The organism is Mesorhizobium sp. M0140 (assembly GCF_040322475.1).
Lineage (GTDB): Bacteria > Pseudomonadota > Alphaproteobacteria > Rhizobiales > Rhizobiaceae > Mesorhizobium.
Map to the genome: position 1 here is coordinate 20,006 of NZ_JAMYTM010000029.1, position 24,927 is coordinate 44,932.

General features: G+C 63.0%; 26 protein-coding genes. 14 read left to right on the top strand and 12 right to left on the bottom strand.

Annotated features, from left to right (window positions below):
• Positions 1-58: 58 nt before the first annotated feature.
• Both NKJ37_RS24815 and NKJ37_RS24820 read right to left on the bottom strand, forming a co-directional pair.
• Complete coding sequence (locus tag NKJ37_RS24815; RefSeq protein ID WP_031212699.1) at positions 59-1,096, bottom strand: extensin-like domain-containing protein; 1,038 nt, start codon at positions 1,094-1,096, stop codon at positions 59-61.
• A gap of 187 nt (positions 1,097-1,283) precedes the next feature.
• Positions 1,284-1,709: a DUF3775 domain-containing protein gene (locus NKJ37_RS24820; RefSeq protein WP_013530064.1), complete on the bottom strand. Its 426-nt coding sequence runs from the start codon at positions 1,707-1,709 to the stop codon at positions 1,284-1,286.
• 143 nt (positions 1,710-1,852) lie between these two features.
• Between NKJ37_RS24820 and NKJ37_RS24825 the strand changes: the two genes are divergently transcribed.
• Together NKJ37_RS24825 and greA are read left to right on the top strand one after the other, a co-directional pair.
• Complete coding sequence (locus NKJ37_RS24825) at positions 1,853-2,392, top strand: tetratricopeptide repeat protein (protein ID WP_023809744.1); 540 nt, start codon at positions 1,853-1,855, stop codon at positions 2,390-2,392.
• A 270-nt stretch (positions 2,393-2,662) separates the two neighbouring features.
• Entirely contained in the window at positions 2,663-3,136 is a 474-nt protein-coding gene (greA, locus tag NKJ37_RS24830; protein ID WP_013530066.1) for a transcription elongation factor GreA, read from the top strand.
• A gap of 242 nt (positions 3,137-3,378) precedes the next feature.
• Here the strand turns inward: greA and waaC are convergent, their stop codons facing one another.
• Genes waaC through rfaD form a run of 3 tightly spaced genes read right to left on the bottom strand, consistent with a single transcriptional unit; the run spans position 3,379 to position 6,313 of the window.
• Positions 3,379-4,368 (bottom strand): lipopolysaccharide heptosyltransferase I, encoded by a 990-nt coding sequence (gene waaC / locus NKJ37_RS24835; RefSeq protein ID WP_023809743.1) that lies wholly within the window; start codon positions 4,366-4,368, stop codon positions 3,379-3,381.
• On the bottom strand, positions 4,365-5,372 hold the full coding sequence (gene waaF, locus NKJ37_RS24840) for a lipopolysaccharide heptosyltransferase II (RefSeq protein ID WP_023809742.1): 1,008 nt from the start codon (positions 5,370-5,372) through the stop codon (positions 4,365-4,367). The genes waaC and waaF overlap by 4 nt, the downstream gene beginning before the upstream one ends.
• Positions 5,345-6,313 (bottom strand): ADP-glyceromanno-heptose 6-epimerase, encoded by a 969-nt coding sequence (rfaD, locus tag NKJ37_RS24845; protein WP_352440410.1) that lies wholly within the window; start codon positions 6,311-6,313, stop codon positions 5,345-5,347. Before rfaD ends, waaF begins: the two co-directional genes overlap by 28 nt.
• A 147-nt stretch (positions 6,314-6,460) precedes the next feature.
• Here rfaD and NKJ37_RS24850 point away from each other — a divergent pair, with 147 nt between their 5' ends.
• A complete protein-coding gene (locus tag NKJ37_RS24850; protein ID WP_023809741.1) occupies positions 6,461-6,697 on the top strand; it encodes a type II toxin-antitoxin system Phd/YefM family antitoxin in 237 nt (78 codons plus the stop codon).
• 79 nt (positions 6,698-6,776) lie between these two features.
• On the opposite strand, the gene NKJ37_RS24855 is transcribed toward NKJ37_RS24850, so the two are convergent.
• A complete protein-coding gene (locus tag NKJ37_RS24855; protein WP_023809740.1) occupies positions 6,777-6,962 on the bottom strand; it encodes a hypothetical protein in 186 nt (61 codons plus the stop codon).
• 181 nt (positions 6,963-7,143) lie between these two features.
• Here NKJ37_RS24855 and NKJ37_RS24860 point away from each other — a divergent pair, with 181 nt between their 5' ends.
• From NKJ37_RS24860 to NKJ37_RS24875, 4 genes are all read left to right on the top strand, one after another.
• Entirely contained in the window at positions 7,144-7,776 is a 633-nt protein-coding gene (locus NKJ37_RS24860; RefSeq protein WP_013530072.1) for a LysE family translocator, read from the top strand.
• Positions 7,777-7,918: 142 nt separating this feature from the next.
• Positions 7,919-9,412: a D-glycero-beta-D-manno-heptose-7-phosphate kinase gene (rfaE1, locus tag NKJ37_RS24865; RefSeq protein ID WP_023809739.1), complete on the top strand. Its 1,494-nt coding sequence runs from the start codon at positions 7,919-7,921 to the stop codon at positions 9,410-9,412.
• 7 nt (positions 9,413-9,419) lie between these two features.
• On the top strand, positions 9,420-9,992 hold the full coding sequence (locus tag NKJ37_RS24870; RefSeq protein ID WP_023809738.1) for a D-sedoheptulose-7-phosphate isomerase: 573 nt from the start codon (positions 9,420-9,422) through the stop codon (positions 9,990-9,992).
• Positions 9,985-10,644 carry an HAD family hydrolase gene (locus tag NKJ37_RS24875; RefSeq protein WP_352440413.1) on the top strand — a complete coding sequence of 220 codons (660 nt, stop codon included), beginning with the start codon at positions 9,985-9,987 and terminating at the stop codon, positions 10,642-10,644. Before NKJ37_RS24870 ends, NKJ37_RS24875 begins: the two co-directional genes overlap by 8 nt.
• 4 nt (positions 10,645-10,648) lie before the next feature.
• On the opposite strand, the gene NKJ37_RS24880 is transcribed toward NKJ37_RS24875, so the two are convergent.
• Together NKJ37_RS24880 and NKJ37_RS24885 are read right to left on the bottom strand one after the other, a co-directional pair.
• Positions 10,649-11,443, bottom strand: a complete 795-nt coding sequence (locus NKJ37_RS24880) for a glycosyltransferase family 2 protein (protein ID WP_127318541.1) — start codon at positions 11,441-11,443, stop codon at positions 10,649-10,651.
• Positions 11,444-11,693: 250 nt separating this feature from the next.
• Positions 11,694-12,173, bottom strand: a complete 480-nt coding sequence (locus NKJ37_RS24885) for an Lrp/AsnC family transcriptional regulator (protein ID WP_023809735.1) — start codon at positions 12,171-12,173, stop codon at positions 11,694-11,696.
• Between the two features lie 247 nt (positions 12,174-12,420).
• On the opposite strand from NKJ37_RS24885, the gene trxB reads away from it, so the two are divergent.
• Both trxB and NKJ37_RS24895 read left to right on the top strand, forming a co-directional pair.
• The gene (gene trxB / locus NKJ37_RS24890; RefSeq protein WP_128303811.1) at positions 12,421-13,395 is read left to right on the top strand and encodes a thioredoxin-disulfide reductase; all 975 of its coding nucleotides are present in this window, start codon (positions 12,421-12,423) and stop codon (positions 13,393-13,395) included.
• A 79-nt stretch (positions 13,396-13,474) separates the two neighbouring features.
• Positions 13,475-14,371, top strand: a complete 897-nt coding sequence (locus NKJ37_RS24895; protein WP_023809733.1) for a LysR family transcriptional regulator — start codon at positions 13,475-13,477, stop codon at positions 14,369-14,371.
• A gap of 177 nt (positions 14,372-14,548) precedes the next feature.
• On the opposite strand, the gene NKJ37_RS24900 is transcribed toward NKJ37_RS24895, so the two are convergent.
• Together NKJ37_RS24900 and NKJ37_RS24905 are read right to left on the bottom strand one after the other, a co-directional pair.
• Positions 14,549-15,046 carry a methyltransferase family protein gene (locus NKJ37_RS24900; protein WP_023809732.1) on the bottom strand — a complete coding sequence of 166 codons (498 nt, stop codon included), beginning with the start codon at positions 15,044-15,046 and terminating at the stop codon, positions 14,549-14,551.
• A gap of 719 nt (positions 15,047-15,765) precedes the next feature.
• Positions 15,766-17,817 (bottom strand): elongation factor G, encoded by a 2,052-nt coding sequence (locus NKJ37_RS24905; RefSeq protein WP_352610420.1) that lies wholly within the window; start codon positions 17,815-17,817, stop codon positions 15,766-15,768.
• A gap of 309 nt (positions 17,818-18,126) precedes the next feature.
• Between NKJ37_RS24905 and NKJ37_RS24910 the strand changes: the two genes are divergently transcribed.
• Both NKJ37_RS24910 and NKJ37_RS24915 read left to right on the top strand, forming a co-directional pair.
• A complete protein-coding gene (locus tag NKJ37_RS24910; RefSeq protein ID WP_128303813.1) occupies positions 18,127-18,522 on the top strand; it encodes a (R)-mandelonitrile lyase in 396 nt (131 codons plus the stop codon).
• Between the two features lie 182 nt (positions 18,523-18,704).
• A complete protein-coding gene (locus NKJ37_RS24915) occupies positions 18,705-20,222 on the top strand; it encodes an MFS transporter (RefSeq protein ID WP_352629971.1) in 1,518 nt (505 codons plus the stop codon).
• An 88-nt stretch (positions 20,223-20,310) separates the two neighbouring features.
• Here the strand turns inward: NKJ37_RS24915 and NKJ37_RS24920 are convergent, their stop codons facing one another.
• On the bottom strand, positions 20,311-21,513 hold the full coding sequence (locus NKJ37_RS24920; protein WP_128303815.1) for a pyridoxal phosphate-dependent aminotransferase: 1,203 nt from the start codon (positions 21,511-21,513) through the stop codon (positions 20,311-20,313).
• Between the two features lie 206 nt (positions 21,514-21,719).
• Between NKJ37_RS24920 and NKJ37_RS24925 the strand changes: the two genes are divergently transcribed.
• The 3 genes from NKJ37_RS24925 (at position 21,720) to NKJ37_RS24935 (ending at position 24,202) form a co-directional block, all read left to right on the top strand.
• Entirely contained in the window at positions 21,720-22,610 is an 891-nt protein-coding gene (locus tag NKJ37_RS24925) for an EAL domain-containing protein (protein WP_352440418.1), read from the top strand.
• Positions 22,607-23,455, top strand: a complete 849-nt coding sequence (locus NKJ37_RS24930) for an EAL domain-containing protein (protein ID WP_128303817.1) — start codon at positions 22,607-22,609, stop codon at positions 23,453-23,455. The genes NKJ37_RS24925 and NKJ37_RS24930 overlap by 4 nt, the downstream gene beginning before the upstream one ends.
• Positions 23,456-23,593: 138 nt before the next feature.
• A complete protein-coding gene (locus tag NKJ37_RS24935; protein WP_128303818.1) occupies positions 23,594-24,202 on the top strand; it encodes a glutathione S-transferase family protein in 609 nt (202 codons plus the stop codon).
• Positions 24,203-24,438: 236 nt separating this feature from the next.
• On the opposite strand, the gene NKJ37_RS24940 is transcribed toward NKJ37_RS24935, so the two are convergent.
• The gene (locus NKJ37_RS24940) at positions 24,439-24,651 is read right to left on the bottom strand and encodes a cold-shock protein (RefSeq protein ID WP_010910991.1); all 213 of its coding nucleotides are present in this window, start codon (positions 24,649-24,651) and stop codon (positions 24,439-24,441) included.
• Positions 24,652-24,927 lie beyond the last annotated feature (276 nt).

Consider the following 24,927-nt stretch of genomic DNA (forward strand, 5'->3'; position numbering starts at 1 on the left):
TCAGCGCCCGCGTTCATGCCTGCGGCCGAATTGCGGCACGCGGCTGGATCAGCCATGTTCACTGGCAGAACGTCCCGCCGTGCCGGCGCGGTTCGAGATCGAGATGGAAATGCAGGGAATGATCAGGATCGGCGCCCGGACCGAGCACCGTCTTGAAAGGTCCGCAGGCCGCCTTGCGCACGGCATTGAGGAATTTAGCGTCTTTCTCCGGCGGCGCTGGGCCGACCTCGATCTTCTTGCCGTCCGACAGCGTGAAGCTGGCGATGTCGAGTGCGTTGCCGAACGCGTGTTCCGACAGTTTTCGTGTGCCGTTGCGTGGCCGGCAGACAAAAGCCGACGCCTGGCCGATCGATTTCAGGTCCGCACCGAATTCGGCTTTCGCAGCCGGCTGGATGACATCGGCGGCAAAACGCGCCATTGCCTCGGCCATCTTGCAGTTGAGCTCGGTGGCGGGGCCGATGGCGACGGACTTTCCAAGGGTCTTCAGCACGATGGGATAGGGGATCGAACAGCCGATTTCGGCCTGGCTTTCCGCCTTGTGTTCTTCGAATTCGACGCCGAGCATCTTCAGCCGTTCGCGGCATGCGACTTCCTCGGCCGGCATTTTTTCATCGGGCATGTCGGCCGAGCGCGGGTCTGGCAGCATCTTCTCGTCGTCTGCATCGGCCGGCTTTTGCGACGGCTGCGGGCCAATGTTGGGCGGCTGAGCCTCGGGCTCCGCGATGTCGGGTTTTGGTGTCGGCGTTGGCGCGACCGCGGGCGGCTCCGGTTCGCTTTCCGTATCGGCTGAGGGTTCGGGAGCCGGCGGCTCGGGAAGTGCCTGCTTTTCCTGGCGGGATTTTTCTTCATTGGAACGGTCGGGCGCGCCGGCGGTGTTCGCAGCGTCCGCCGGGCGTGGTTCCGGCACTGGAATGGCGGGTCCGGATCCCGAAATGCCGGGTCTGGGCATCGGCACATCGGCAGGCAAGGGTAGCGGCGGCAGCGTTTTCTGCTGTGCCTGCTTCGGCGTCACCGACCGGTGTCTTCGTGGTTTCAGGCGCTTTCCGCCTCGCGGTTTAAGGGACTGTTCGGCTCTTGGTGTCAACGGCTGCTCTATCCTCGGTGTCAACGGCTCGTGATGCCGATGGCGATGTCTCGCCTCGGCCGGCATCACCAGCAAGACCGTGACGGCCATGACGAACGCGATCCTGCATATTCGGGAAAAGACAATCGACCCCATCGCCGTCAACGGCGCCGACGCGAGGAAAGTTGCCTTGGCCCCATCACGAACGGTAACCGCGTCGTTACGCACCGATCGCTTCCAGCCCTTCCTCCAGCCAGTCGGCGAGCAGCGGCATGCCGAGCAGGTATTTCGCGGTGCGCTTGTTGGCGCGTTCGCGCGCTGCCGCCAGCGCGTCCGCCCATTCGGTGGCGTCGTAGTCGCCGCGACCGACCCAGGCCAGCGCGATCAGCTCGGCTGCTTCATCGACATTGAGGTCGTTTATCAGCTCGCGCAGCTCTTCCTCGGTCAGATTCTCCGAGCTTTCCTCGGCAAGGCCGTCATGGTGATGGTTGACATGGGACTCGCCGTCGAGTTCGACCTCGTGCTCGGCGCCATCTGCATAGTCTTCATTGACGGCCGCACTCAGCGCCTTGGCCTTGAGGATGAACAAGCGCACCGTGTCGGGGCCGATCGAAAGCTCCCAGTCCTTTTCAAGCCGCCGCTGCAAGGGCCGTCTCCCTCAGGTCGTTTGCCGGATGATAGCGGATTCGCAGCATCCGTCACCTGATGTTCTCCCGCACGTAATTTTCCGGGATGAAACGCAAGCCGACCGGCGTTAGTGTTGCATTCTCACCCCTCCAGGAGGTTTCGATGCATAAAAGAGTGCTGATCCAGGCGGCGACTGCCCTTGTCGCGCTGCAGTTCCTTGCCGTTCCGGTGTTCGCCGCCGGCGGTGACAGTGGCGGCAGCGATCAGACCGTCACCCAATGCAAGAAGGGCGAAGTCTGGGATAAGAAGAAGAAAAAGTGCGTCGCACCCCAGGAGGGCATGCTCGACGACGACAGCATCTATGATGCCGGCCATGCGTTGGCGATGGCCGGGCGCTATGACGAGGCGATCGCCGTGCTCAGCCTTGCCGCCAACAAGCAGGATCCGCGCATCCTCAACTATCTCGGCTATTCGCACCGCCATTCCGGCCGCGTCACAGTCGGCCTCGGCTATTACGAGGAAGCGCTGCGCATCGATCCGGACTACACGCTGGTGCGTGAATATCTCGGCGAAGCGCATCTGCAGATCGGCGATCTGGCCGGCGCCCAGCAACAGCTGATGGAAATCGAGAAGCGGACCGGCAAGGGTTCGCGCGAATACGGCATGCTGGCCGAGCAGATCGACCATTTTATGCGAAGCTGAAAAGATTCCAGGGCTCTTTTAAGCGGCCGCGAGCGATCGCGGCCGCTTTTGTTGCCCCCAGTCTCATTCACCGCCCCCGGCTGATGAATGCGGGGATGATTTTTACAAAACCGATTTTTGGGCGTGAAAAACCCGCGAAGATTGCTATATTCAGGGAAATTGCGGTGAAACGGTTCCGTTAGCCCGAGGCTGCCGGACCCGTTTTCTTTTTGTACCATCGACAAGGCTTTCCCCGAAACGCGGGGGTGGCAGCAGGAAAGGTCAGGCATCATGAACAAGGTCCCGATGACAGGCGAGGGGTTCGCGTCATTGAAGGAAGAACTGCGCTGGCGCCAGCAGGAAGAGCGGCCGCGCATCATCGAGGCGATCTCCGAAGCGCGCTCGCATGGCGACCTGTCCGAAAATGCCGAATATCATGCCGCCAAAGAGGCGCAGAGCCTCAACGAGGGCCGCGTCAACGAGCTTGAAGATTATATCGCGCGGGCCGAGGTGATCGACGTCAGCAAGCTCAGCGGCGACAAGATCAAGTTCGGCGCCACCGTGGTGCTGGTCGACGAGGATACCGAGGAAAAGAAGACCTACCGGATCGTCGGCGACCAGGAGGCGGACGTGAAGTCCGGCCGCATTTCGATCTCCTCGCCGATCGCGCGTGCGCTCATCGGCAAGGAAGTCGGCGACGCCATCGAGGTCAATGCGCCTGGCGGTGCCAGGGGGTATGAGATCGTCCAGGTGCAGTTCATCTAGGGAATTTGAGGGGGGAGCGGCTGCGACTTTTAAGCTGAGGTTTGCGCCGCCCCTCATTGCCCTGCCGGGCATTTCTCCCCGTATAGTGACGGGGAGAAAGATGCTCTCATCGACGATTTCGCCAATTTTCAACGTAGCAGAATAGACGCTGGCCTTGCGTTCAGATCCCTTCTCCCCGTCGTTATACGGGGAGAAGGTGCCGGCAGGCGGATGAGGGGCAGCGCCAGCCTTTCCGATTGACTTCAGTTCTTGCCAGCGTTGGCCTTGCCAAGGACCTGGAGTCCCGCCAGCCTTTCTGCCTCCGCCACCACCTCCGCCGGCATCACACGCTTCCCGGGCGGGGCCAAGAGCGTCGACGCATATTGCCCGCGAGGCCCCGTCAACCCTGGCTCGGTTGCCAGGAACACCGCAACCGTCGGCAGCCCGAAGGCGCTGGCAAGATGGGTCAGCCCGGTGTCGGCGCCGATGACCAGCTCCGAGCGGCCGATAAATGCAGCGATCTCGGCCAGCGGTGACTTTGGCACCACAACTGTTAACGGCACTGCCTTGGCAATGGCTTCGGCCACGGCCTTCTCGCGCTCGTTCGCCCATGTGGTGACCGGCGTCATCCCACGTTCAGCCAGCAGGCGGGCGGTTTCAATCCAGTCTTCGGCCGGCCATTTCTTGTCTTCGCGGCTGGTGCCGTGCAGCAGGAAGGCGGTTTTTCCAGAAGGGCCCGCCAGAGTGCCGGCGGGCGGCACGATGCCGGAGTCCAGGGTCGAAAGATCGGGCTGATAGCCGAGCGCCAGCCCGAACAGCCGCCGTGTCCGCTCGATGGCGTGCAGGTCGCGCGGCACGGGATAAGTGGCATCGTAGAACAGCGTCGCAGAAGGTTCGCGCGCGCTCGAACGGTCGAAGCCGGCAATGGGGGAGCCCACCTGTCTTGCCACCAGAGCCGATTTCAGGAGGCCTTGCGCATCGATGACGAGGTCGTACCGGCAATCGCGCAAGGTCCGCCGCAGGGCGGCCGCCTCGCGCCAGGTGGCGCCGTCGAGCAGCGCCTTGCGCCAGCGCCGGATCGCCACTGTATGAATCCGGTCGATCGCCGGGTGAAGCGCGACGATGCCGGCAAATGCCTCTTCGACGCACCAGTCGAAGGTCAGGTCCGGGCGGTTGCGACGGGCATCCTCGACGGCCGGAAAGGTGTGAATGACGTCGCCCATCGATGACGTCTTGACGATCAGCACCTTCATGCCGCTGCCGGGATGTCCAGCAGCCGCTCCGCCGCTGCCGCGACCTGGCCGACTTGCAGCGTCTTCAGGCAGTTGAGGTGGCCGAGCGGGCAGACCTTCTGGTGGCAGGGCGAGCACGACAGGCTAAGCCAGACCAGTTCCCGGTGCTCGGCCAGCGGTGGCGTGTTCTCGGGCGAGGTCGAGCCGTAGACGGCGACGATCGGCGTGCCGACGGCGGCCGCGACATGCATCAGCCCGCTGTCGTTGGACACGGCCAGCCTTGCGGCGGATATCAGGTCGATGGCGTCCTCCAGCCGCGTCTGTCCGGCGAGATCGACGACGCCGGGCGCCAGGGCCGCGATCTCCGCCGTCACGTCGCGGTCGTTCTTCGAGCCGAACAGAGCGACCTTCAAGCCTTTGCCCATGAAATCGCGGGCAAGCCCGGCATAGCTTTCGCTGGGCCAGCGCTTGGCCGGGCCGAATTCGGCGCCGGGCATCAGGGCCACGAATTTCTGCGGCGCTAGGCCGAACCGGCCGAGCAGGTCGACCTGGTTTTTCGTGTCCACGCTAAGCCGTGGCGCTCGGAAACCACCGCCCTGGGCAAGGCCGAAATAGGCCTGCGCGGTGCGTCGTTTGATGCTGTCGGGCAATGGCACGATGTCGGTCAACAGGCCATAGCGCATCTCGCGCAGGTTGCCGACCCGGCGCGGAATGCGGGCAAAGAACGGGATTAGCGCCGACTTCCAGCTGCCCGGCAGGACATAGGCGATGTCGTAGCGGCCGCGCAGCAGGCGGCCGAAGCGTCGCCGATGGGTGAATTCGAGCGCACCGGGTTTGAGCGGAAAGTCGATCTGCTGGCGGATTTCGGGCATGCGGTTGACCAGCGGCGCTGCCCAGGTCGGCGCCAGCACATCGATGGCGGCGTTGGGATGCAACTCCTTCAGCGCCGAAAACAGGCACTGCGCCATCACCATGTCGCCCACCCAGCGTGGGCCGATCACGAGGATCGTTGGGCTTTCAGCCATTCGACATAGTCTCTGACACCGGTTTCCACTGTCCGGAATTGGCCATTGTAACCGGCCGCGCGCAAACGGGACATATCAGCTTGCGTAAAGCTCTGGTAGCTGCCCTTGAGATGGTCGGGGAAGGTGATGAACTCGATCTCGCCCTTGCCCAGCGTGTCGATCACTGTTTCGGCTATGGCGCGGAAGGGCTGGGCACGGCCGGTGCCGCAATTGAAGATGCCGCTTGAGCCCTGTTTCCACAGCCACAGATTGACGTCGGCGACGTCGCCGACATGGATGAAGTCGCGGCTTTGTTCGCCGGGCCCGAACCCGTCATGGGCGCCGAACAGTTTCGGGTTCTCGCCGCGTTCGACCTGGTTGAACAGATGGAAGGCGACGGAGGCCATGGCGCCCTTGTGCGCCTCGCGCGGGCCATAGACGTTGAAGTAGCGCAAGCCCACGACCTGTGAATGGTCGGTATCGAAGGCGGTGCGCCCGGCGAACACGGTTCGCCTGACGAAGTCGTCGAACAGCTTCTTGGAATAGGCGTAGACGTTGAGCGGCCGCTCGAGCGCCGGATCCTCGCGAAACTCCGAGCCGCCGCCATAGACGGAAGCCGAGGAGGCGTAGAGGAAGGGCACGCGCAGCGCCTGGCTTGCGTGCAGCAGCCGTTTCGAGAAGGCGTAGTTCACCTCCATCATGAACTTGCCGTTCCACTCGGTGGTGGTCGAGCAGGCGCCCTGGTGGAAGATGGCCTCGATGCGGCCGAGCGAGCCTGCCTCCATGCGGTCCAAGAAATCGTCCTTGTCGAGATAGTCGGCGATCTTGAGATCGGCAAGATTGGCGATCTTGTGACCGTCGGTAAGGTCGTCGACGACGAGGATGTCGTCATGCCCTTCGGCATTCAGCGCGGCGACGATGTTGGAGCCGATCATACCGGCGCCGCCCGTGACGATGATCATGAAGGGCCTCTGGTTGCTTGCGATTCCGGCCCTTATAGGGGAGGCTAGGCGGGCTGTCGATAAAGCCAGGCATGTGCCTGTCCTGCCATTTTTATGGGCTTGTCTGTTTTGTCTGTTTTGTCTATTATGGACAAAACGGGACATCCCATGAAAAACTATCCATCGACCGATCTGAAACAGAATCTTGGAGATGTGCTTGCAGCTGCCAGCCAGCAGCCGGTCTCCATCACTCGCCACAACAAGCCGAGATACGTCCTGATGAGCATCGAGGCCTACGAAGCGCGCTTCGGCAACGACAGCCGCCGCGTCTACGCTGCGGAGGATGCCCCGACCGAACATGTCGAGATGCTTGAGGAGTACGCCGCGGAATTGGACCGTGATTAAACCCGCCGCTGCGGACGTCTGGCGATATCCATATCTTTGGCATCGCCAACACGGAGACGGCGAGACCGAAGGCCGGAAGTCACGGCCTGTAGCCTTTGTGGCTGTCCTTCCTGGGAAAGCCGGCGGTACGAACCTCTTCATCCTTGCAATCACTTCCACGCAGCCGGGCCGTGATCGCGTTGCCGTCAGCATCCCGGAAATTGAACGCCACCGTGCGGGCCTCGACCCTATGCCCCTTTGGGTCATGGTCGACGAGTACAATCATGATATCCTGGAAGCGTCAGCCTATTTCGAGCCGGGTGCGCGAATCGGCGCGTTCAGCCCGTCATTTCACAAGAAAATTATGTTCGCTTTACTGCGGTTGTCCGCACGGGTCAGTCCAAAGCCATCCCGCCCCGCGCGCGGACTGAATCGACAGAACAGAGCATGATCGTGAGGGACCAAAAATGCCATCGACCGAACTGCTCATCGCGTTTTTCGCCACCACGGCGATCTTCGCCTACATTCCAGGCCCGGCCATGCTCTATGCCGCCGCGCAGACGATGGCGCGCGGCCGCTGGTCCGGCCTGACGGCGGCACTTGGCATCCATCTGGGCGGCTACGTGCATGTTTTCGCCGCGGCTGCCGGGCTGTCGGTGCTGTTTCATGCCGTGCCGACGCTCTACCTGGCGGTCAAGCTGGTCGGCGCGCTCTATCTGATCTGGCTTGGCGTCTCGCTGTTTCGCAAGCGCGCAGACGGCGATGCGGCGCTGCCTGCCATCGAGCGCAAATCAGCGCGGCGCGCCTTTTTCGAGAGCATCACCGTCGAGGTGCTCAATCCGAAGACAGCGATCTTCTTCATGGCGTTCCTGCCGCAATTCATCGACGCCTCGGCGGCGTTTCCGGTCTGGCTGCAGTTCGTCGTGCTCGGCACGATCGTTAATCTGATGTTCTCCTCGGCCGATATCGTCTGTGTGTTCCTGGCGGGCGCCGTGATCGGCCGTTTGCGGCGTTCGAGCCGGGCACAGCGGCTGATGCAACGGGCGGGAGGGGCCGTGCTGGTCGGGCTGGGCGTCCATGTCGCCCTGCAGAAGAGCTGACCGCCCGAGCCTGCCGGGATCATGCCTGCCGTTGCGCTGCGTGAATTTGCGGTATATCGGCTTTCGCCATGAGCGATCCGACCAGTCGATTGATGAGCACTTATGAGATTGAAATCGGCCTTTTCCCTGTGTTGCCAGTGACATGATCAAGCACAATCCGCCTTCTCCCGAACCGTTGCACCGCGCCATTGCGCGGTTCGGCCAGGCCACCGTGCTGGTGGTCGGCGACTTCATCCTCGATCGTTTCGTCAACGGTGTCATCGAGCGGATCTCGCCGGAGGCGCCGATCCCGGTGCTGCACGGGCGCGGCGAGACCTCGACCATGGGCGGTGCCGGCAATGTCGTGGCCAACATCGTTTCGCTTGGTGCTGCCGCTGTTCCCGTCTCGGTCATCGGCACCGATGTGGCAGGCGATAGCCTGGTGCGGATGCTCGGCGAGCTTGGCGCCGATACGGCGGGCCTCGCGCAGGAGCGTGGTCGCATGACCTCGTCCAAAAGCCGCTTCAGCGCGCTCAACCAGCAGGTGCTGCGCTTCGACGAGGAGGAAATCAAGCCGTTGGGTGCTGCGGAGCGAGCCGGCCTGATCCGGCATTTCCGCGCCGCACTGACGCGCGCCGACATCGTCATCCTGTCCGACTACGGCAAGGGCATCCTGCTCGACGGCGTCGCCGGCGACTTGATCGCCATCTGCCGCGAGGCTGGAAAGCCGGTGCTGGTCGACCCGAAGGGCCGCGATTATGCGCGCTATGCCGGGGCGACCGCCATCACCCCCAACCGCAAGGAACTCGGCGAGGCCGTCGGCCATGCGGTGTTCGCCGATGACGAGATCGTGGCTGCCGCACGCGAGCTGATTTCGGCACATGGTTTCGATTTCGTCGTTGCGACGCGCAGCGAAAAGGGCATGAGCGTGGTCGGTCCCGACGAGGCGCGCCACATCGCCACCCAGGCGCGCGAAGTGTTCGACGTTTCGGGCGCCGGCGACACGGTGATCGCGAGCTTCGCGCTGGCGCTGGCCGTGGGCGCCGATACGGTCATGGCCGCTTCGATCGCCAATGCCGCTGGTGGCGTCGTGGTGGGCAAGCGTGGCACCGCGCGGCTGACGGTCGAGGAACTCACCGGCGCGCTGTTCCGTTCACATGGGCCGACCGCCCACAAGGACGCCATCCTCGATGCCACATCGGCCGCCCGCATGGTGGCGGCGTGGAAGGAAGAGGGCCTGAGCGTCGGCTTCACCAATGGCTGCTTCGACATCCTGCATGCCGGCCATGTCAGCTTGCTGCACGCGGCGCGCAGCCAGTGCGACCGGCTGGTGCTCGGCCTTAACAGCGATGCCTCGGTGCGGCGACTGAAGGGCGCCGGGCGCCCGGTCAACGACCAGCACGACCGCGCCTGCGTGCTGGCAGCACTTGCCTCGGTCGATGCGGTCGTGGTGTTCGAGGAAGATACGCCGCTGGCGCTGATCGAAGCGCTGCTGCCCGACATACTGGTCAAGGGGGCCGATTACACGGTCGACACCGTGGTCGGCGCCGATGTGGTGCAGAAGGCCGGCGGACGCGTCGTGCTGGTCGATCTGGTCGCCGGAAAAAGCACCACCAACACCATTGGCAAATTGCGCGCCGGCGGCACCACAAACTGAGGGTTTCATGTCCGAGTTGAACGATTATCTTGTCCGCTCCGCGGCTGCCATATCAGCCATGGTCGAACGGGACCTGACCGGTGAGATGGGGCGGGCAGCGAGCGCGGTGGTGACGGCGCTTTCGTCGGGGAAAGCCTTGCTCATCGCCGGCAATGGCGGCTCGGCCAGCGACGCCATCCACATTGCCGGCGAACTGGTCGGCCGCTTTCTCAAGGAGCGCAAGGCCTACAATGTCATCGCGCTGCCGGCCAATGCAGCGGTGCTGACCGCCTGGGGCAACGACTATGGATTCGACACGGTTTTTTCGCGCCAGGTCGAGGCGCATGGCGCCGCCGGCGGGGTGCTCCTGGCGATCTCGACCAGCGGCAATTCGCCGAGCATCCTTGCCGCCGCCGAACAGGCGCGGAGGATGGACATGACGGTGATCGGCATGACCGGCGACACCGGCGGCAAGCTGAAGCCTCTGTCCGATATCCTGCTCAACGTGCCGTCGACCTCGACGCCGATCATCCAGCAGGGGCATCTGTGCCTTTACCATCATTTGTGCGAGGTGGTCGAAGCGCGCCTCAGCAATGGCTGATCCCCCGACCTCTGGCCGCTATCCGCTGGCGGAGCCTGGCCTATGGGTCGAGCAGGTCGGCTCAAGGCTGTTCGCCGCCGGCTCGCCGGCGCTGTTCCTCGATCGCGACGGCACCATCAATGTCGATACGGGCTATCCGGATGATCCTGCCGAAATGGTGCTGCGCGCGGACATAGCCGCGGTGATAGCCGCCGCCAACCGGGCCGGCATTCCGGTCATCATCGTCACCAACCAGTCGGGCATCGCGCGTGGCTATTTCGGCTGGGGCGATTTCGCTGCCGTCAACGGCCGCGTGCTCGAGCTGCTGCGCGCCGAAAATGCGTTCGTCGATATGGTCGTCGCCTGCGCCTATCACGAAGCTGGCACCGGTGTGCTTGCGGTCGCCGATCATCCGATGCGCAAGCCCAATCCGGGCATGTTGCTGGAGGCGGCCGGGCGCCTCGGGCTCGATCTGCGGCGTTCGCTGATCGTCGGCGACAAGGAGGCCGACATGGAGGCGGGACAACGCGCCGGCCTCGCGCAGGGCTGGCTGGTAGACGGGCAAGCAGCTGTCCGATCGGGCTTCACAATTCAGCCTTGGTGCGCCCGCGCGGATTTCGACGGCCTGCTCGCCGCAATAGCTGCGCTTGGCACCGCCTCGGGCGCGCCGTGACGGCTTACATCCGATCTTTGTCTCGCCAGGCTTCATAAAGCTTGGCCTCTGTCGCGAACGAATACAGCATCACCAGCATCGAATAGACGAATCCGTGCCGGCCGCACAGGAAGTAGCGCTTGGCCAGGTAGAACTTCAGGAAGTTGCCGAGAGGCGACAGCACCAGTCTTATCAGGCCGGGCTTCTTGGCTCGTTCGACCAGCGTGGCAACCTTGAGGCTGGAGTAGGTGTTGGCTCTTGCCAGATCCTCGGCAATGGTCATTTCGCGGCGATGCAGCAGCACGCCATTTTCTATCGTGCCGGTTTCGCCTGGCACCTCGAACGACTCATGGACCCGCAGATTAAGGTCCATCGTGGCCTTGTCGCGGCGGAAAAGACGCAGCAGCCTGTTGTGAAGCACCCAGCGGTGCGCATAGCCATAGCCCTTCAGCTTGTCGCGGCGTCTGATGTACCATCCGTCGAAGGCGTCATTCCCAAGCTGGGTCACATTCATGATTGACTGCCTGAGCACGTCGTCGATGGCCTCGTCGGCTTCAATCGAAAGGCACCATGGTTGCGTGGCCTGATCGAGCGCGAATTGCCGCTGACGAGGAAAGCCCGGCCAATCGTTGTGAAACAGCCTTATCGGGTAGCCTTTGGCGATGTACCCATTGACGACGTCCAGAGTGCTGTCCGTCGAGCCCGAATCGACGACGATGATCTCGGCGCAGAAATCGACGCTTTCCAGGCACTCGCCGATCATATCGGCCTCGTTCATGCAGATGACCAGCGCCGAAACCGGGCTAGAAAATCGAGTCATCGTCCCACCCCACGGCACACTGTTCTCGGAATTGGGCTGCCCTGCGCCACCTGTTTACGCAATCCCGAAAGCGCTATGCGCTTTTCCCGGGAAAACCGTTACATACTTTTTCTGGAATTGCTCTAGGAAACCAACAAGACGGCTACGGCAGAAATTCCGGCTTCACAGGAGAGCTATCGAACGCCAAAGCGGCGCTGATATGGCGAGGCGTTCAAGCCGCATCGGCGAAGCCCGCTGCGGTTCAACCGGGTCAAGGCTGTGCGAACGAGACCAGCCCTTCGTCCTTGACCCGGCGGATGGTGAGCGCTGTTCGCACCGTGTCGACATTCGGGGTCGAGGTCAGTTCCTCGATGACGAAGGTCTGGAAGGCGCCAAGGTCGCTCGCCACGCAATGGAGCAGGAAATCGGATTCGCCCGACACCATCCAGGCGTCGCGTACGATCGGCCAGCCGCGGGTGCGCTCGGCAAAGATGCGCAGCTCGGCATCGGCCTGATGATGCAGGCCGACCAGGCAGAAGGCAACGACATCGAGGCCGAGCGCTGGCGCATTGAGCAAGGCGCGGTAGCCACGGATGATGCCCGCTTCCTCCAGGCGCTTGACGCGGCGCAGGCATGGCGGAGCCGAAATGCCGACGCGGTTCGACAGTTCGACATTGGTCATGCGGCCGTCGCCCTGCAATTCGCGCAGGATCTTCCAGTCGATGGCGTCGAGGTCGGCCTTGAGCGGCATGGGGGTTCTCGATCATCAGGGGCAATACGCAAGAATCTTGCGTGATTTTGTAATTAAACGACTTCGCTGTCCATTCCTCCTTCGCCCGGAATATTTCACGGGATCAGCGGGCGACAGGTGTGACAAAGCTTTCCGGGGACGAACTCCAACTTGCCTTGCTGGCGTCGTGGGCAACACTTACATTACGCGCGACAATGATCGAGTTTTCCATGCCGCAATTGCCGGCAGCCCTCCGCAGAGGCTTTAGATGACCACCAAGCACGCGCCCGTTCTCATCATCGGTTCCGGTCCGGCCGGCTATACGGCGGCGGTCTATGCCGCCCGCGCCATGCTGAAGCCGATGCTGGTCGCCGGCCTGCAGCAGGGCGGGCAGTTGATGATCACCACCGATGTCGAGAACTATCCCGGCTTCGCCGACCCGATCCAAGGTCCGTGGCTGATGGAGCAGATGCTGAAACAGGCCGAGCATGTCGGCACCGACATCATCAACGACATCATCACCGAGGTCGACCTCAACGTGCGACCGTTCCGTGCCAAGGGCGATTCCGGCACCACCTATACCGCCGACGCGCTGATCATCGCCACCGGTGCGCAAGCGAAATGGCTGGGCATCCCGACCGAGCAGGACTTCATGGGTTTTGGAGTCTCGGCCTGCGCCACCTGCGATGGTTTCTTCTACAGGGGCAAGGATGTCGCGGTGATCGGTGGCGGCAATTCCGCGGTGGAAGAGGCGCTCTATCTGTCCAATCTCGCCAAGAGCGTGACGGTCATCCACAGGCGAAGCGATTTTCGCGCTGAACGTATCCTGCGCGAGCGGCTTCTGAAGAAGGACAATGTCCGCATCATCTGGGACACGATCGTCGATGAGATCACCGGTCGACCCGGCAAGACGCCGCTGCCGCCCTCGGTCGAGGGGCTGAAGCTCAAGCATGCGGTGACCGGCGAGGTGTCGCACCTCAAGGTCGACGGCGTGTTCGTGGCCATCGGCCATGCGCCGGCGGTTGAACTGTTCGCCGGCAAGCTCAAGCAGAAGCCGAACGGCTATCTGTGGACGGCGCCGGATTCGACCCGCACCGATGTGCCGGGCGTGTTCGCGGCCGGCGATGTGACCGACGATATCTACCGCCAGGCGGTGACGGCAGCGGGGCTCGGCTGCATGGCCGCGCTCGAGGCGGAGAAGTATCTGGCCGGCATCGAAGTGCATCGCGAAGCGGCCGAGTAGAGAGTTCAGAGAGCGGCTTAGAAACGCCGTGTAAAAGCCTGATTTTTCATTCAGACGCCAAAACAGAACGAGGGGAATCATGGCGTTGGACTGGGACAAGCTACGCGTGTTTCACGCTGCGGCGGAGGCGGGGTCGTTTACCCATGCGGCCGAGACATTGCATCTGTCGCAATCGGCGATCTCGCGGCAGGTCAGCGCGCTCGAGCATGATGTCGGCGTGCCGCTGTTCAACCGCCACGCCCGCGGGCTGGTGCTGACCGAGCAGGGTGAGATGCTGTTTCGCACGGCGCATGACGTGCTGATGAAGCTGGAGACCATCAAGTCCCGGCTGACCGAGACCAAGGATCGCCCGTCGGGCGTGCTGCGGGTGACGACGACGGTGGGGCTGGGCGCCGGCTGGCTGACCGAGCGGGTACAGGAATTCATCGAACTCTATCCCGAAATCAGCCTGCAGCTGATCCTCGCCAACGAGGAACTCGATCTCACCATGCGCCAGGCCGATTGCGCCATCCGGCTGCGCCAGCCGCAGCAGCCGGACCTGATCCAGCGCCGCCTGTTCACCGTGCATTTCCACCTCTACGCGGCCCCATCCTATGTCGCCAAGCATGGTAAGCCGTCTTCCGTCGCCGAGCTGAAGGCCCATCGCATCGTCACCTTCGGCGTGCCGGTGCCGTCGCATCTGTCGGAGCTGAACTGGCTGGAAACGGTCGGTGATTTCGAAGGCGGACAAAGGGTGCCGACGCTGCAGATCAACGACATATTGTCGATCAAGCGTGCGGTGCAGGGCGGTGCCGGCATCGCCATGCTGCCCGACTATGTGATCAGCAAGGACTCCGATCTGGTGCAGCTGCTGCCGGAGACCGAGGTGCCGTCTTTCGACACCTATTTCGCCTATCCCGACGCGATGAAGAACCAGGCCAAGCTGCATGTGTTCCGGGACTTCATCATCGCCAAGGCCCGAAGCTGGTCCTTCTGAGGGCATGCCGATATTCAAGTGAGGCCGGCCCGCGAATGGCCGCTTCCTGCGCTTCCCCGTCTACCGCATCGCGGTAGAACTGTGCTCACGTACTTAAGTACGCTCCGCTCCGGTTCTCGGCAGCCACCATTCTCGACTCGGCCTGACCTGAATCTCAACGCGCCCTGCGATGGTGGCTCAACCACGCCAGGGCGACAGTCGAGGCAGCCAGCCCGGGACGTTGCGGCGGTAGGTGTCGTATTCGGCGCCGTAGCGGTGAGCCAAGGTCGGCTCCTCGTAGAACCGCACGAAAGAGCCCATGACGATCGCGCCGATGACTGCATAGGCGACAAGCGCCCAGCTCGAGAACAGCAGCGCCTGGCCGAGGATGATCGACAGCACGGCGACATACATCGGGTTGCGGACATGGCGGTAGATGCCACCGATCACCAGCCTCTCGGTCGGGGCGACCGGTGCGGGTGTGCCCAGGCCCTCAAGCGCAAAACGGCCGAAGGCATGCAGGAGTGCCGCGACCGCGGCGACGATCAGAAGCCCGCCGACAGGGACAAAGCCCGGCAGACCAGACCACGGCAAGCCCCAGCGATCGGTCAACAGCCAAGGCACCAGCCCGGCAACCACGCAGGGCGCCGCGATGAAGAAGGCCGCACTGCCCGCGATCGCCGAAAACGTCCGCATTGGCTGCTTCCTCCCCGATTGCCTTAGAAATGCACGCCTGCTGCCCGCTTCCACATCATTGCCCAGTTTTGGCATTTCGAGCCGACAGCCAGCCGAGATTGGCGATTCTGTAGTTGCAATTGCCCGATTCAGCGCTCCATTTCGACGATTTTGCTGGTCCTATTGGCTTCTGGAATGGGTTAGACCACAGCCTGCGTCTTTTTGCATGTGTGTGTTGCAAAATAGATGCTTGTTTCTTGGGCATGATGAGCACATATATAGATCATCTCCTGGGCGCGTTCTCCTCCCATTAGCGCCCTCGAGTGTTCCCCTCTGGAGGTTAGCCTTAACAGGCACTCCAATCAAACTCAGCCGGATCTTCATTGATCCGGCTTTTTTGTTGCCTGTGCCCTGCTGGGCCGGCCAAAAATTCCATCACAATTGCCACGTAACGGTGACATGTAACCTCTGGTAACATATCCCGGACGCTCGCGACCTGCTATGTAGATCATAGGACGCGGTGTGGTTCGGACGGGAGATGGGGGCATCACTCGTACGGCCCGGGCTCAGGCGGCTACCGCGTCCGAACCGTTTTTCCGCCGAACACGGCGGTACCAAATGCGGCGGACCTGACGTTTTACCTCCCAAGGAAACGGTCCGCGAACAAAACGACGTCCGGCCCCGCCGGACGTCGTTTTCTCTTGTTCCCCCGAATCAGGTTCGAGAGGAACGCCACGCCATCAGGCAGCCTTGCCGTTGGTGTTCATCGCCTCGTCGGCCAGACGGCCGGTGAGTTCGGCCATGTGGTCGAAGACGGCACGATAGCTGGCAACGCCCGCGGTCGCGGAGCGCAACTCGATGATCAGGTCGCCGATCTCGGCTTGCGGCATGGTTGCCTCGACGACATCCCATCCCGGCCAGTCGGGCCGCGCGTCGTAGCCGAGGATCTGACCGCGCCGCTGCGGGATGAGAGCGATGATCTTCGAGGTGGCGTCGGAGGGGGTGACGATCTCGACCTTCATCACGGGCTCCAGGAGCACCGGCAAGCACGCGGCCATGCCTTCCTTCATCGCCAGCCTGGCCGCCATCTGGAAGGCCATGTCGGAGGAATCGACCGCATGATAGGAGCCGTCCGACAGGTTGACTGCGACATCCACGACCGGAAAGCCCAGCGGCCCGAATTTCAGATAATCGCGCACCCCGGTCTCGACCGACTGGATGTAGGTCTTGGGCACGACGCCGCCGGTAATTGTATCGGTGAACTGGAAGCCGGAACCGCGCGGCAGCGGCTTGATCTCGATCACCACGTCGCCGAACTGGCCATGGCCGCCGGACTGTTTCTTGTGACGGCCGCGCTGCTGCGCCGATTTGCGGATCGTCTCGCGATAGGGCACCGCCGGCGGATGGCCTTCGACCGGTATCTGGTTCTTGCCTTCCAGCCGCTCGCGCACCACGCGCAGATGCATCTCGCCATGGCCCGACAGCACGGTTTCGGCCGAGTCCTGATTGTGGCGCAGGCTGAGCGAGGGGTCCTCCTCGGCCAGCCGCTGGATGGCAGCCGACATCTTCACTTCGTCCTTGCGCTCCTTGGGGCGGAGCGCGAAGGCGAAGACCGGCTGCGGCGGCTCGAACTGGACGAGCGGCTTGGTGCCGCCCTTGGCCGAGCTCAGCGTCTGGCCGGTCTTGACCTCGTCCAGCTTGCCCAGTGCCACCGTGTCGCCGGCCTTGGCGATGGAGAGCTTGGACTGGTCCTTGCCGAGCATCCGGTAGATGCCGGAAACCTTGGCGGTGTCGCCGCCGGGCAGCCAGAGTTCGGAACCGTCGACGACCTGACCGGAGAGGATGCGCGACACCGACAGCTTGCCGCCATGCGAGGTGTGGATGGTCTTCATCACCTGGACCAGGGTAGCCGCGCCGTCGGGTGCACCGAGCCGTTTGCGGGTCGCCTCGATGTCGGGCGCGTCGTGGCGAATCGCCTTCAGGAGGCGCAGCACGCCGTTGCCTTTCTCGGCGGTGCCGATCAGCACCGGGATCACCGCACCGTCGCGCAGGTCGGCGGCGAGGTCGTCGAAGATCGCGTCCTTGGGCGGCTCGATCTCCTCGAGCAGCTGTTCCATCAACTGGTCATCATGGTCGGCCAGCGTTTCCAGCATCGAGAAACGCGCTTCGAGCTCGCGCGCCTTGTCGTCGCCGGGAATCTGCGCCACCTCGCTTTCGGCATATTCGCGATAGATGTAGGCGCGCTCCAGCGCCAGGTCGATCGAACCAATGACGACGCCGTCCTTGCGCAGCGGAATCTGGCGCAGCAGCAACGGCACGGCACTGGCCGGCTGCAGCATCTTCAGCGTGTCGCGCACACCGATGATTGCCTTGTCGACCTTGTTGAGGAACAGAATGCGCGGCACGCCGAGATCGTCGAGCTTGCGCATGATCAGTTGCAGGGCAGGGATCTTCTTTTCGTCGGCCTCGGCTACGACCACCGCGAGGTCGCAGGCGGCCAGCACCGGCTCGGCCTCGAAGGAGAATTCGATGGAACCGGGACAGTCGACGAAGGTGATCTGCTCGCCCATGAACTCGGTCGTGGCGACCGTCGCCTCGACGCTCATGGCGTGGGCGCGCGCCTCGGGCGAATGATCTGAAACGGTGTTACCTGATGAAACGGGATTTTGTCGGGGAATTGAGCCCGTACGGGCCAATATGGCTTCGAGAAGTGTCGTCTTACCGCTTGCGAAGGGACCGACTATGGCAATGCATTTCGGTCCCGTGCGTCGTCCTCCGGCGCGAGTACCCATGACTGACCTCCACTCAGGCGTTTCCCGTAGGACCGACTGGCATGTATGGTTCAGGCTTGGTCAATCGGTCCTGAGCGGCGGCCGGCCTGTTCGACCGTCGCGGGCGGGTTCTTTTCAAGTGCCACCTGCCCAAAGCCATCGTCCCACTTGTTTGCCGGCAGGGCAAGAAAAATAGAAACCCTTTGCTCGGCCGTGGACCGTGCGGATCATATGCTGGGCTGGCAGCCGGAAGCTGTTGCACGTCGACCGATATCGGCCGAAACTGAAAACAGGCGATCCGTCGCCCGCTGTTTGAAGGACCATCGACCCATGAAGATCATTGCCTGCGGCAGCGTGCCGACCGTCATCGCACCGGAAAAATACTTTACCGGCCGGGTGCTGCAGACGCCGATCATCGAGAAAGAGGCGCCGGCGCGGCTGCGGGCCACGCTGGTCAGCTTCGAGCCGGGCGCGCGCACCCACTGGCATACGCATCCGCTTGGCCAGACGCTTTACGTGACGGTGGGCGCCGGGCTTGCCCAGACGTGGGGCGGCCCGGTCCAGGAGATCAGGGCCGGCGACGTCATCTCGTTCGCGCCTGGCGAAAAACACTGGCATGGCGCGGCGCCGAAATCGGCGATGACGCATATCGCGATGCAGGAGGCGCTCGACGATGTCCATGTCGATTGGCTGGAGGGGGTGACATCGGAACAATATGGCGGCTGAATGCTCAGTCCGCAGGAAGCCGGCTTCTCTTCCAGCCGCTACATTTTTAGAAGAGGGCGACTCGCGGCGAGTCCCGTATCGTGGCGCAGGCCATGCTCAATCGCCGGATCGACAGCGCCATGCCGCCCGTTCAACTGACCGTCGGTCAGTGATGATTGCGAAACTCACGTCCGGACGTAGCCATGTCAAAGCACCGTCTGCCCCTGGTCGCCGCTGTCTATCTTGGTTCGTTCGTGGCTCTGCTCGACGTCAGCATCGTCAATGTCGCGCTGCCGACCATCCAGCAGGCGTTGCAAACCGATTTCGGCGGCCTGCAATGGGTGGTCGACGCCTACACGCTGTGCCTGTCCGCCTTCATGCTGTCGTCCGGCCTGATCGGCGACCGCTATGGCCGCAAGCGCTCGTGGCTGGCCGGCGTCGGCATCTTCGTGGCCGGCTCGCTGATCTGCGCCGTCGCGCCCAATCTGCCGGTGCTGCTGGCCGGCCGAGTGGTACAGGGCATCGCCGGCTCGCTGCTCATTCCAGGCGCGCTGTCGATCCTGACGCAGGCCTTTCCCGATGCGCGCCAGCGCGCCGGCGTCATTGGCGGCTGGGCGTCGTTCGCTGCCATCTCTCTGCTCGTTGGTCCCGTCCTCGGTGGCATCCTGGTCGAGACCGTCGGCTGGCAAAGCATCTTCCTGATCAACCTGCCGCTTGGCTTGATCACGATCGCGCTCGGTGCTGCTTCGATCAACGAGACGGCGCATCCCGAACATGCCCATCTCGATCTCGTCGGCCTGGCTCTCAGCATCCTGTGGCTGGGGGCGCTGACCTTTGGCCTGATCTCGGCCGGCGAGAATGGCTGGGGCGAGCCAAGGACGGTCGCGGCGCTCATCGCCGGCGTCGTCGGCCTGGCTGCTTTCCTCGGCTTCGAGGCGCGCACGGCACGGCCGATGCTGCCGCTTGGCCTGTTCCGTGACGTTCGCTTCGCCGTCGCCAATGTCGCTTCGTTCGCGCTCGGCTTCACCTCCTATTCCAGCGTCTTCTTCTTCTCGATGTTCCTGCAGCAGGTGCAGGGCTGGTCGCCGACGCAGACCGGCCTGCGCATGGCGCCGGCCTTCATCGTTCAGATCGTGGTGTCGCCATGGATCGGCAGGCTGAGCGCGCGCTATGGTCACTCCGCGCTGATGACCATCGGCTATGTTGCTATCGGCCTGTCCATGCTCGGCATGTGCTGGGCCGGTCCTTCGACGCCCTATGCGATGCTGTGCCTTCTGTTCGCCATTGGCGGCCTCGGCAATGCGCTTGCAATCCCGACCGGCAGCGCTGCCGCCATGTCCTATGCGCCGCGCGAACGCTCGGGCATGGTGTCGGCGGTCATCAATGCCACCCGCCAGAGCGGTCTTGCCATCGGCATCGCCTTGCTCGGCGCCTTGATGAGCATGCGGGCGACCAACCTTTTGACCGGGTATCTCGGCGACGCCGGTGTCGCCGACGCGGAAGCGGTGGCTCGTGCTGCAATTTCGCGGCATGATTTCGCAACCGATGCGGCGATGGGCGAAAGCGGCGTGCATGAACTCTATGCTGCCGCCTATGCCGGCGGCTTCCACGCCGCGATGCTGACGGCAGCGATCGGCGCGTTCCTCACCGCCGCACTGCTGGTTGCCGTGTTGGCGCCGGCCGAGGCGCGCTCTGCCAAAGAGACCAAGCACGAGGCGTGAGGCTGACGACCCATTAAAAACGGCGGTGATGAACTGACCCCCGAAAGTTGGATACAACCTTCGGGGTTTCGCGTTCATAGTGCGTCGGTCAGGTCAGCGAAGCCGTAAAACGCTGGATGCGTGTGCAGGCTTCTTCCAGAAGCCTCTCCGAGGTCGCGTAGGAGATGCGGAAGTTGGGCCCAAGGCCGAAGGCCGAGCCGAACACCACCGCGACGCCCTCGGCTTCGAGCAGTTCCGAGCAGAAGGTCTCGTCGGTGTCGATCAGCCTGCCAGCTTTGGTCTTCTTGCCGATCAGCTGGGCGCAGGAGGGATAGACATAGAAGGCGCCTTCCGGCGACGGACAGGTGATGCCGCGTGCCTGGTTGAGCATCGACACGACAAGGTCGCGCCTGCCTTGAAAGATCGCCTTGTTTTTGGCGATGAAATCCTGCGGGCCATTCAGCGCCTCGACGGATGCCCATTGCGCAATGGTGCAGGCGCCCGATGTCTGCTGACCCTGGATCATGTCCATCGCCTTGATCAGTTGAACCGGACCCGCCGCATAACCGATGCGCCAGCCGGTCATTGCATAGGCTTTCGACACGCCGTTCATGGTCAGCGTGCGCTCGTAGAGCTTAGGCTCGACCTCGGCGATGGTTTTGAAGACGAAATCGCCATAGGTCAGGTGCTCGTACATGTCGTCGGTCAGCGTCCAGACATGCGGATGCCTCAACAGCACGTCGGCCAGTGCGCGCAGTTCGGCCTCGGTATAGGCAGCGCCGGACGGGTTCGACGGCGAGTTCATCAGCAGCCATTTGGTCTTCGGCGTGATCGCCTTTTCCAGCACGGAAGCGGTCAGCTTGAAGCCATCGTCGATCGAGGTGTCGGCAAACACGGAGGTGCCGCCGCAGATCGCCACCATCTCGGGGTAGCTGACCCAGTAGGGGCGAGGAATGATGACCTCGTCGCCGGGGTTCAGCGTCGCCATGAAGGCGTTGAACAGGATCTGCTTGCCGCCGGTGCCGACTATGGTCTGCTCGGGCTTGTAGTCGAGATTGTTCTCGCGCTTGAACTTTTTTGCGATCGCCTCGCGCAGCGGCACGATGCCCGAAACCGGCGGATACTTGGTTTCGCCACGGTGGATTGCCTCAATCGCCGCATTCTTGATGTTGTCTGGCGTGTCGAAATCCGGTTCGCCGGCGCCAAGCCCGATAATGTCACGGCCGGCATTTTTCAGCTCGCGCGCTTTCTGCGTCACCGCGATGGTGGCGGAAGGCTTCACGCGGGAAAGGGTGTCGGCAAGAAAGGCCATGAGCTTGACGTCTCCATGGAAGATCGGCGCGGCCAGGAGCGACCGCGGCGCTTCTCATGTCGCATGATTTCGCGCAACGCAAGCATTGTCGGCTGATCCAGGTCTCAAGGAGCCGTGATCGGGACCCGGTCGGCAACAATAAATTCATTAACGAGCGGTAGAGGCTTGAGTGGCAGGATCGCAGACCAATTGCGGAGCGAGGAACCGTGTCGCGCAGCGTCGGGCTTGCCCACATCATCCGTCAGGACGACGGCACCTCCACCGGTGTCTGGGGCATCTACACGCTGCAAAGCGCCTTCCAGCCGATCTTCGCCTTCAAGGAAGGCAAGCTGTCGGTGGTCGCGTTCGAAGGGCTGATCCGACCGTTCCGCGACGGCGAGCCACAATCGCCGATGAATTTCTTCTCGACCTGTCCGGCCGCCGACCGGCTGCATATCGAGGCGCTGACCAGGACGCTGCATCTTCTCAACGCCGGTGCCTGCCTGCCGCGGGAAGCGTCGATCTTCGTCAATTTCGACCCGTCGGTGTTCACCGAACGCACTGTTGCCGACGCTGCCTTGCGCGACATGCGGCTCGTGCTGCACGAGGCCGGCATCGACCCGCGTCGCGTCGTCTGCGAGGTGACCGAGCAGCGGTCGGCGTCGCAGGAAGCCTTGCACGGCTTCGTCGCGGCACTGAGGGCCAACGGTTTTCGCATCGCCGTCGACGATTATGGCGCCGACGATTCCGACATCAATCGGGTCAAGGAGTTGAAGCCGGATATCGTCAAGTTCGATGCCTACTGGATCACGCAGCTGATGGAGTCCGGTGCCGGCTTTGCGTTGCTGACCGCCATGGTGAAGAACTTCGAGGAGCAAGGCATCCATACGGTGTTCGAAGGCATCGAGGAGGGCTGGCAACTGGAGCTCGCCGAGAAATCGGGTGCGTCGATGGTGCAGGGTTTCGTGCTGGCGCGGCCCGAATTGGCGCCGACCAGCTTTGGCGTCTTCGACAAGGCCAGGCAGGCGCCTGTCGCTGCTGCCGTCGACACGGTTCCTGCCGTGGCAACGCCTTCGGCGCGGCCGGTCAAGGCCTTCGGGCGCCGTGTGGCGACATGAGAGATGATCGGCGGCGCAATGTCGGCGATGCGATCCAGGTCGACGAAGTCGGCATCGAATACGGCATATATGGCGAGTTCCGGCTGCGCAGCGCCTACCAGCCGATTTTCGCGCCGCGCGGCCGGTTCCTTCACGCGGTCGCGGCCGAAGCCCTGATCGAGCCGCACCGTGCCGGCCGCCCCGGCGCGCCGAAGGTATTCTTTGAAAGCGTTGCCGTCTCGGACCGGCTGTTTGTGGAAACCATGTGCCGGGCGCTGCATCTCAGGAATTTCCGCAACATCGGCGTCGACGGCCTCGACCTGTTCTTCAACTACAACCCGTTGATCAACGACCATGCCGGGCGGGCACTGGCCGAAATTCGCCTGATGACCAGGCATCTCGGCGAGTTCGGCCTGGCGTCGGCCATGCTGGTCTGCGAAATCACCGAACAGGCGGCCGACGATGCGCTTCTCACGCGGCTGGTGCGCGAAATGCGGCGCGACGGCATGCGCATCGCCATCGACGATTTCGGCACCGGGCACTCGACCGAGGAGCGGGTGAGCCTGCTCAAGCCCGACATCGTCAAGATCGACGGCACCTGGTTCGCGGAGTTCTGCCGCCACGCTGCCGCCGAACGGTTCTTCCGCCCGCTGGTTTCCAGCCTGCATGACCGCGGCGCCAAGGTGCTGGTCGAAGGCATCGAGCAGCCCACCCATCTGCGCGTCGCGCTCGAAGGCGGCGTCGACCTGCTGCAGGGTTTTCTCCTCGCCCGTCCCGCGCTTGCCGGCACGGTATTCGAGGAAAAGCCGCTGGTCATCGATGCGCTGCTGGGCCGGGACAGCAAGGTCGTGCCCCTCTTTGGCTAGGGCATGCCGACAATTGGTGCCGTGAGCGTCCTTGGACGCTTTGCATCAGCGGCGCTGATCGTCGTACCAAAACAAATCATTGGTTGAGGCCGCCGCCGCTGCGATAATCGCGCGGAGACAGTGCTCCGGAGAACAGCCATGATACTCTACGGCATGATCGACAGCGGCAATTGCTACAAGCCGCGCCTGCTGATGGCCAAGCTTGGCCTTGCCTTTACCAATGTCGGAGTGAGTTCGCACACAGGCGACACACGCAAAGCCGATTTTGTCGCCAAGAACCCGAACGCCATGGTGCCGCTGCTCGAGTTCGACGATGGCCGGCGGCTGGCCGAATCCAACGCCATCCTGCTCTATCTCGCCGAAGGCACACGCTTCCTGCCGGCGGACAGGTATGAGCGTGGGCTCGCCTATCAATGGCTGTTCTTCGAACAATACAGCCACGAGCCCTACATTGCCGTGCGCAAGGCGCTGCTGACCTTCCCCGAACGTGCCGGGGATGCGACCCCGGAGCGGCTGGCGGTGACGCTGGAGCGCGGCAACAAGGCGCTCGGCGTGATGAACAGGCATCTGGAAAACAATGCTTTCTTTTCCGGCAGCACGCTCAGCGTCGCCGACATCGCGCTGTATGCCTATACGCATACGGCGGAGCAGGGTGGTTTCCAGCTCGACGCCTATCCGGCGGTGGCGGCCTGGCTTGGCCGGGTAGAGGCCGATCCGGGGCATGTGCCGATCGATTGGGTGGAGTAAGTAACGCCGGTGGTCGTATCGCCTGCGGCGCCGATCTCCAGACAGCAAAAAGGCGGGATAAATCCCGCCTTCCATGCTTGGTAGCCTGATCGGGAGCGTCGGGTCCGGGCTGGCAGCTATCTGCTGATCCAGCTTGTCGGGTCTTTCCGCTCCAGCGCGCTTCTCGCGCGACTGTCAGTACATCCGTGACTTGCCGCGCGCCCCGAGCTCTCGCCCGGCGCGCGCACTTCGCAAAATCAGGCTGCCTTGCTCAGAGATCCCGCGGACGACTTGCCAGTGCGGCGGTCCTGCTCGATCTCGAAGTTGATCTTCTGGCCTTCGACCAGGGTCGACAGTCCAGCACGCTCGACAGCGGAGATATGGACGAAAACGTCCGCGCCGCCCGCGTCAGGCTGAATGAAGCCGAAGCCCTTGGTGGCGTTGAACCACTTGACCGTTCCTGTTGCCATTTTAGATAGTCCTTCAACATTTGCTTTAGATTGACCGGACCGAAGTCCAGCCGGTGTGCATCGAGATTTTGGAGATAGACGTCAGCAAACGCGAAGATCGCGAGGCCCGGATCGATCGGCCGAAATATCAATGGAAGGCATATAGGCTGGTTTCGCATAAAATACAAGACTGCGTGAGAAAGCCGTGATCGAGCGCTGCCCAACGGCTGCCCCAATCTGCTGAAAACGTTGCGGCAGATCACGCTGTTCTCGAGCGGCGGATCAGGGGAGACGACC

What these genes read in the sequence shown, in the direction of transcription:
- NKJ37_RS24825 (WP_023809744.1), top strand. Translation starts at nt 1,853, where the DNA reads ATGCATAAAAGAGTGCTGATCCAGGCGGCGACTGCCCTTGTCGCGCTG.
- greA (WP_013530066.1), top strand. Translation starts at nt 2,663, where the DNA reads ATGAACAAGGTCCCGATGACAGGCGAGGGGTTCGCGTCATTGAAGGAA.
- waaC (WP_023809743.1), bottom strand. Translation starts at nt 4,368, where the DNA reads ATGAAGGTGCTGATCGTCAAGACGTCATCGATGGGCGACGTCATTCAC.
- waaF (WP_023809742.1), bottom strand. Translation starts at nt 5,372, where the DNA reads ATGGCTGAAAGCCCAACGATCCTCGTGATCGGCCCACGCTGGGTGGGC.
- rfaD (WP_352440410.1), bottom strand. Translation starts at nt 6,313, where the DNA reads ATGATCATCGTCACGGGCGGCGCCGGTATGATCGGCTCCAACATCGTC.
- NKJ37_RS24850 (WP_023809741.1), top strand. Translation starts at nt 6,461, where the DNA reads ATGAAAAACTATCCATCGACCGATCTGAAACAGAATCTTGGAGATGTG.
- NKJ37_RS24855 (WP_023809740.1), bottom strand. Translation starts at nt 6,962, where the DNA reads ATGATTGTACTCGTCGACCATGACCCAAAGGGGCATAGGGTCGAGGCC.
- NKJ37_RS24860 (WP_013530072.1), top strand. Translation starts at nt 7,144, where the DNA reads ATGCCATCGACCGAACTGCTCATCGCGTTTTTCGCCACCACGGCGATC.
- rfaE1 (WP_023809739.1), top strand. Translation starts at nt 7,919, where the DNA reads ATGATCAAGCACAATCCGCCTTCTCCCGAACCGTTGCACCGCGCCATT.
- NKJ37_RS24870 (WP_023809738.1), top strand. Translation starts at nt 9,420, where the DNA reads ATGTCCGAGTTGAACGATTATCTTGTCCGCTCCGCGGCTGCCATATCA.
- NKJ37_RS24875 (WP_352440413.1), top strand. Translation starts at nt 9,985, where the DNA reads ATGGCTGATCCCCCGACCTCTGGCCGCTATCCGCTGGCGGAGCCTGGC.
- NKJ37_RS24880 (WP_127318541.1), bottom strand. Translation starts at nt 11,443, where the DNA reads ATGACTCGATTTTCTAGCCCGGTTTCGGCGCTGGTCATCTGCATGAAC.
- NKJ37_RS24885 (WP_023809735.1), bottom strand. Translation starts at nt 12,173, where the DNA reads ATGCCGCTCAAGGCCGACCTCGACGCCATCGACTGGAAGATCCTGCGC.
- trxB (WP_128303811.1), top strand. Translation starts at nt 12,421, where the DNA reads ATGACCACCAAGCACGCGCCCGTTCTCATCATCGGTTCCGGTCCGGCC.
- NKJ37_RS24895 (WP_023809733.1), top strand. Translation starts at nt 13,475, where the DNA reads ATGGCGTTGGACTGGGACAAGCTACGCGTGTTTCACGCTGCGGCGGAG.
- NKJ37_RS24900 (WP_023809732.1), bottom strand. Translation starts at nt 15,046, where the DNA reads ATGCGGACGTTTTCGGCGATCGCGGGCAGTGCGGCCTTCTTCATCGCG.
- NKJ37_RS24905 (WP_352610420.1), bottom strand. Translation starts at nt 17,817, where the DNA reads ATGGGTACTCGCGCCGGAGGACGACGCACGGGACCGAAATGCATTGCC.
- NKJ37_RS24910 (WP_128303813.1), top strand. Translation starts at nt 18,127, where the DNA reads ATGAAGATCATTGCCTGCGGCAGCGTGCCGACCGTCATCGCACCGGAA.
- NKJ37_RS24915 (WP_352629971.1), top strand. Translation starts at nt 18,705, where the DNA reads ATGTCAAAGCACCGTCTGCCCCTGGTCGCCGCTGTCTATCTTGGTTCG.
- NKJ37_RS24920 (WP_128303815.1), bottom strand. Translation starts at nt 21,513, where the DNA reads ATGGCCTTTCTTGCCGACACCCTTTCCCGCGTGAAGCCTTCCGCCACC.
- NKJ37_RS24930 (WP_128303817.1), top strand. Translation starts at nt 22,607, where the DNA reads ATGAGAGATGATCGGCGGCGCAATGTCGGCGATGCGATCCAGGTCGAC.
- NKJ37_RS24935 (WP_128303818.1), top strand. Translation starts at nt 23,594, where the DNA reads ATGATACTCTACGGCATGATCGACAGCGGCAATTGCTACAAGCCGCGC.
- NKJ37_RS24940 (WP_010910991.1), bottom strand. Translation starts at nt 24,651, where the DNA reads ATGGCAACAGGAACGGTCAAGTGGTTCAACGCCACCAAGGGCTTCGGC.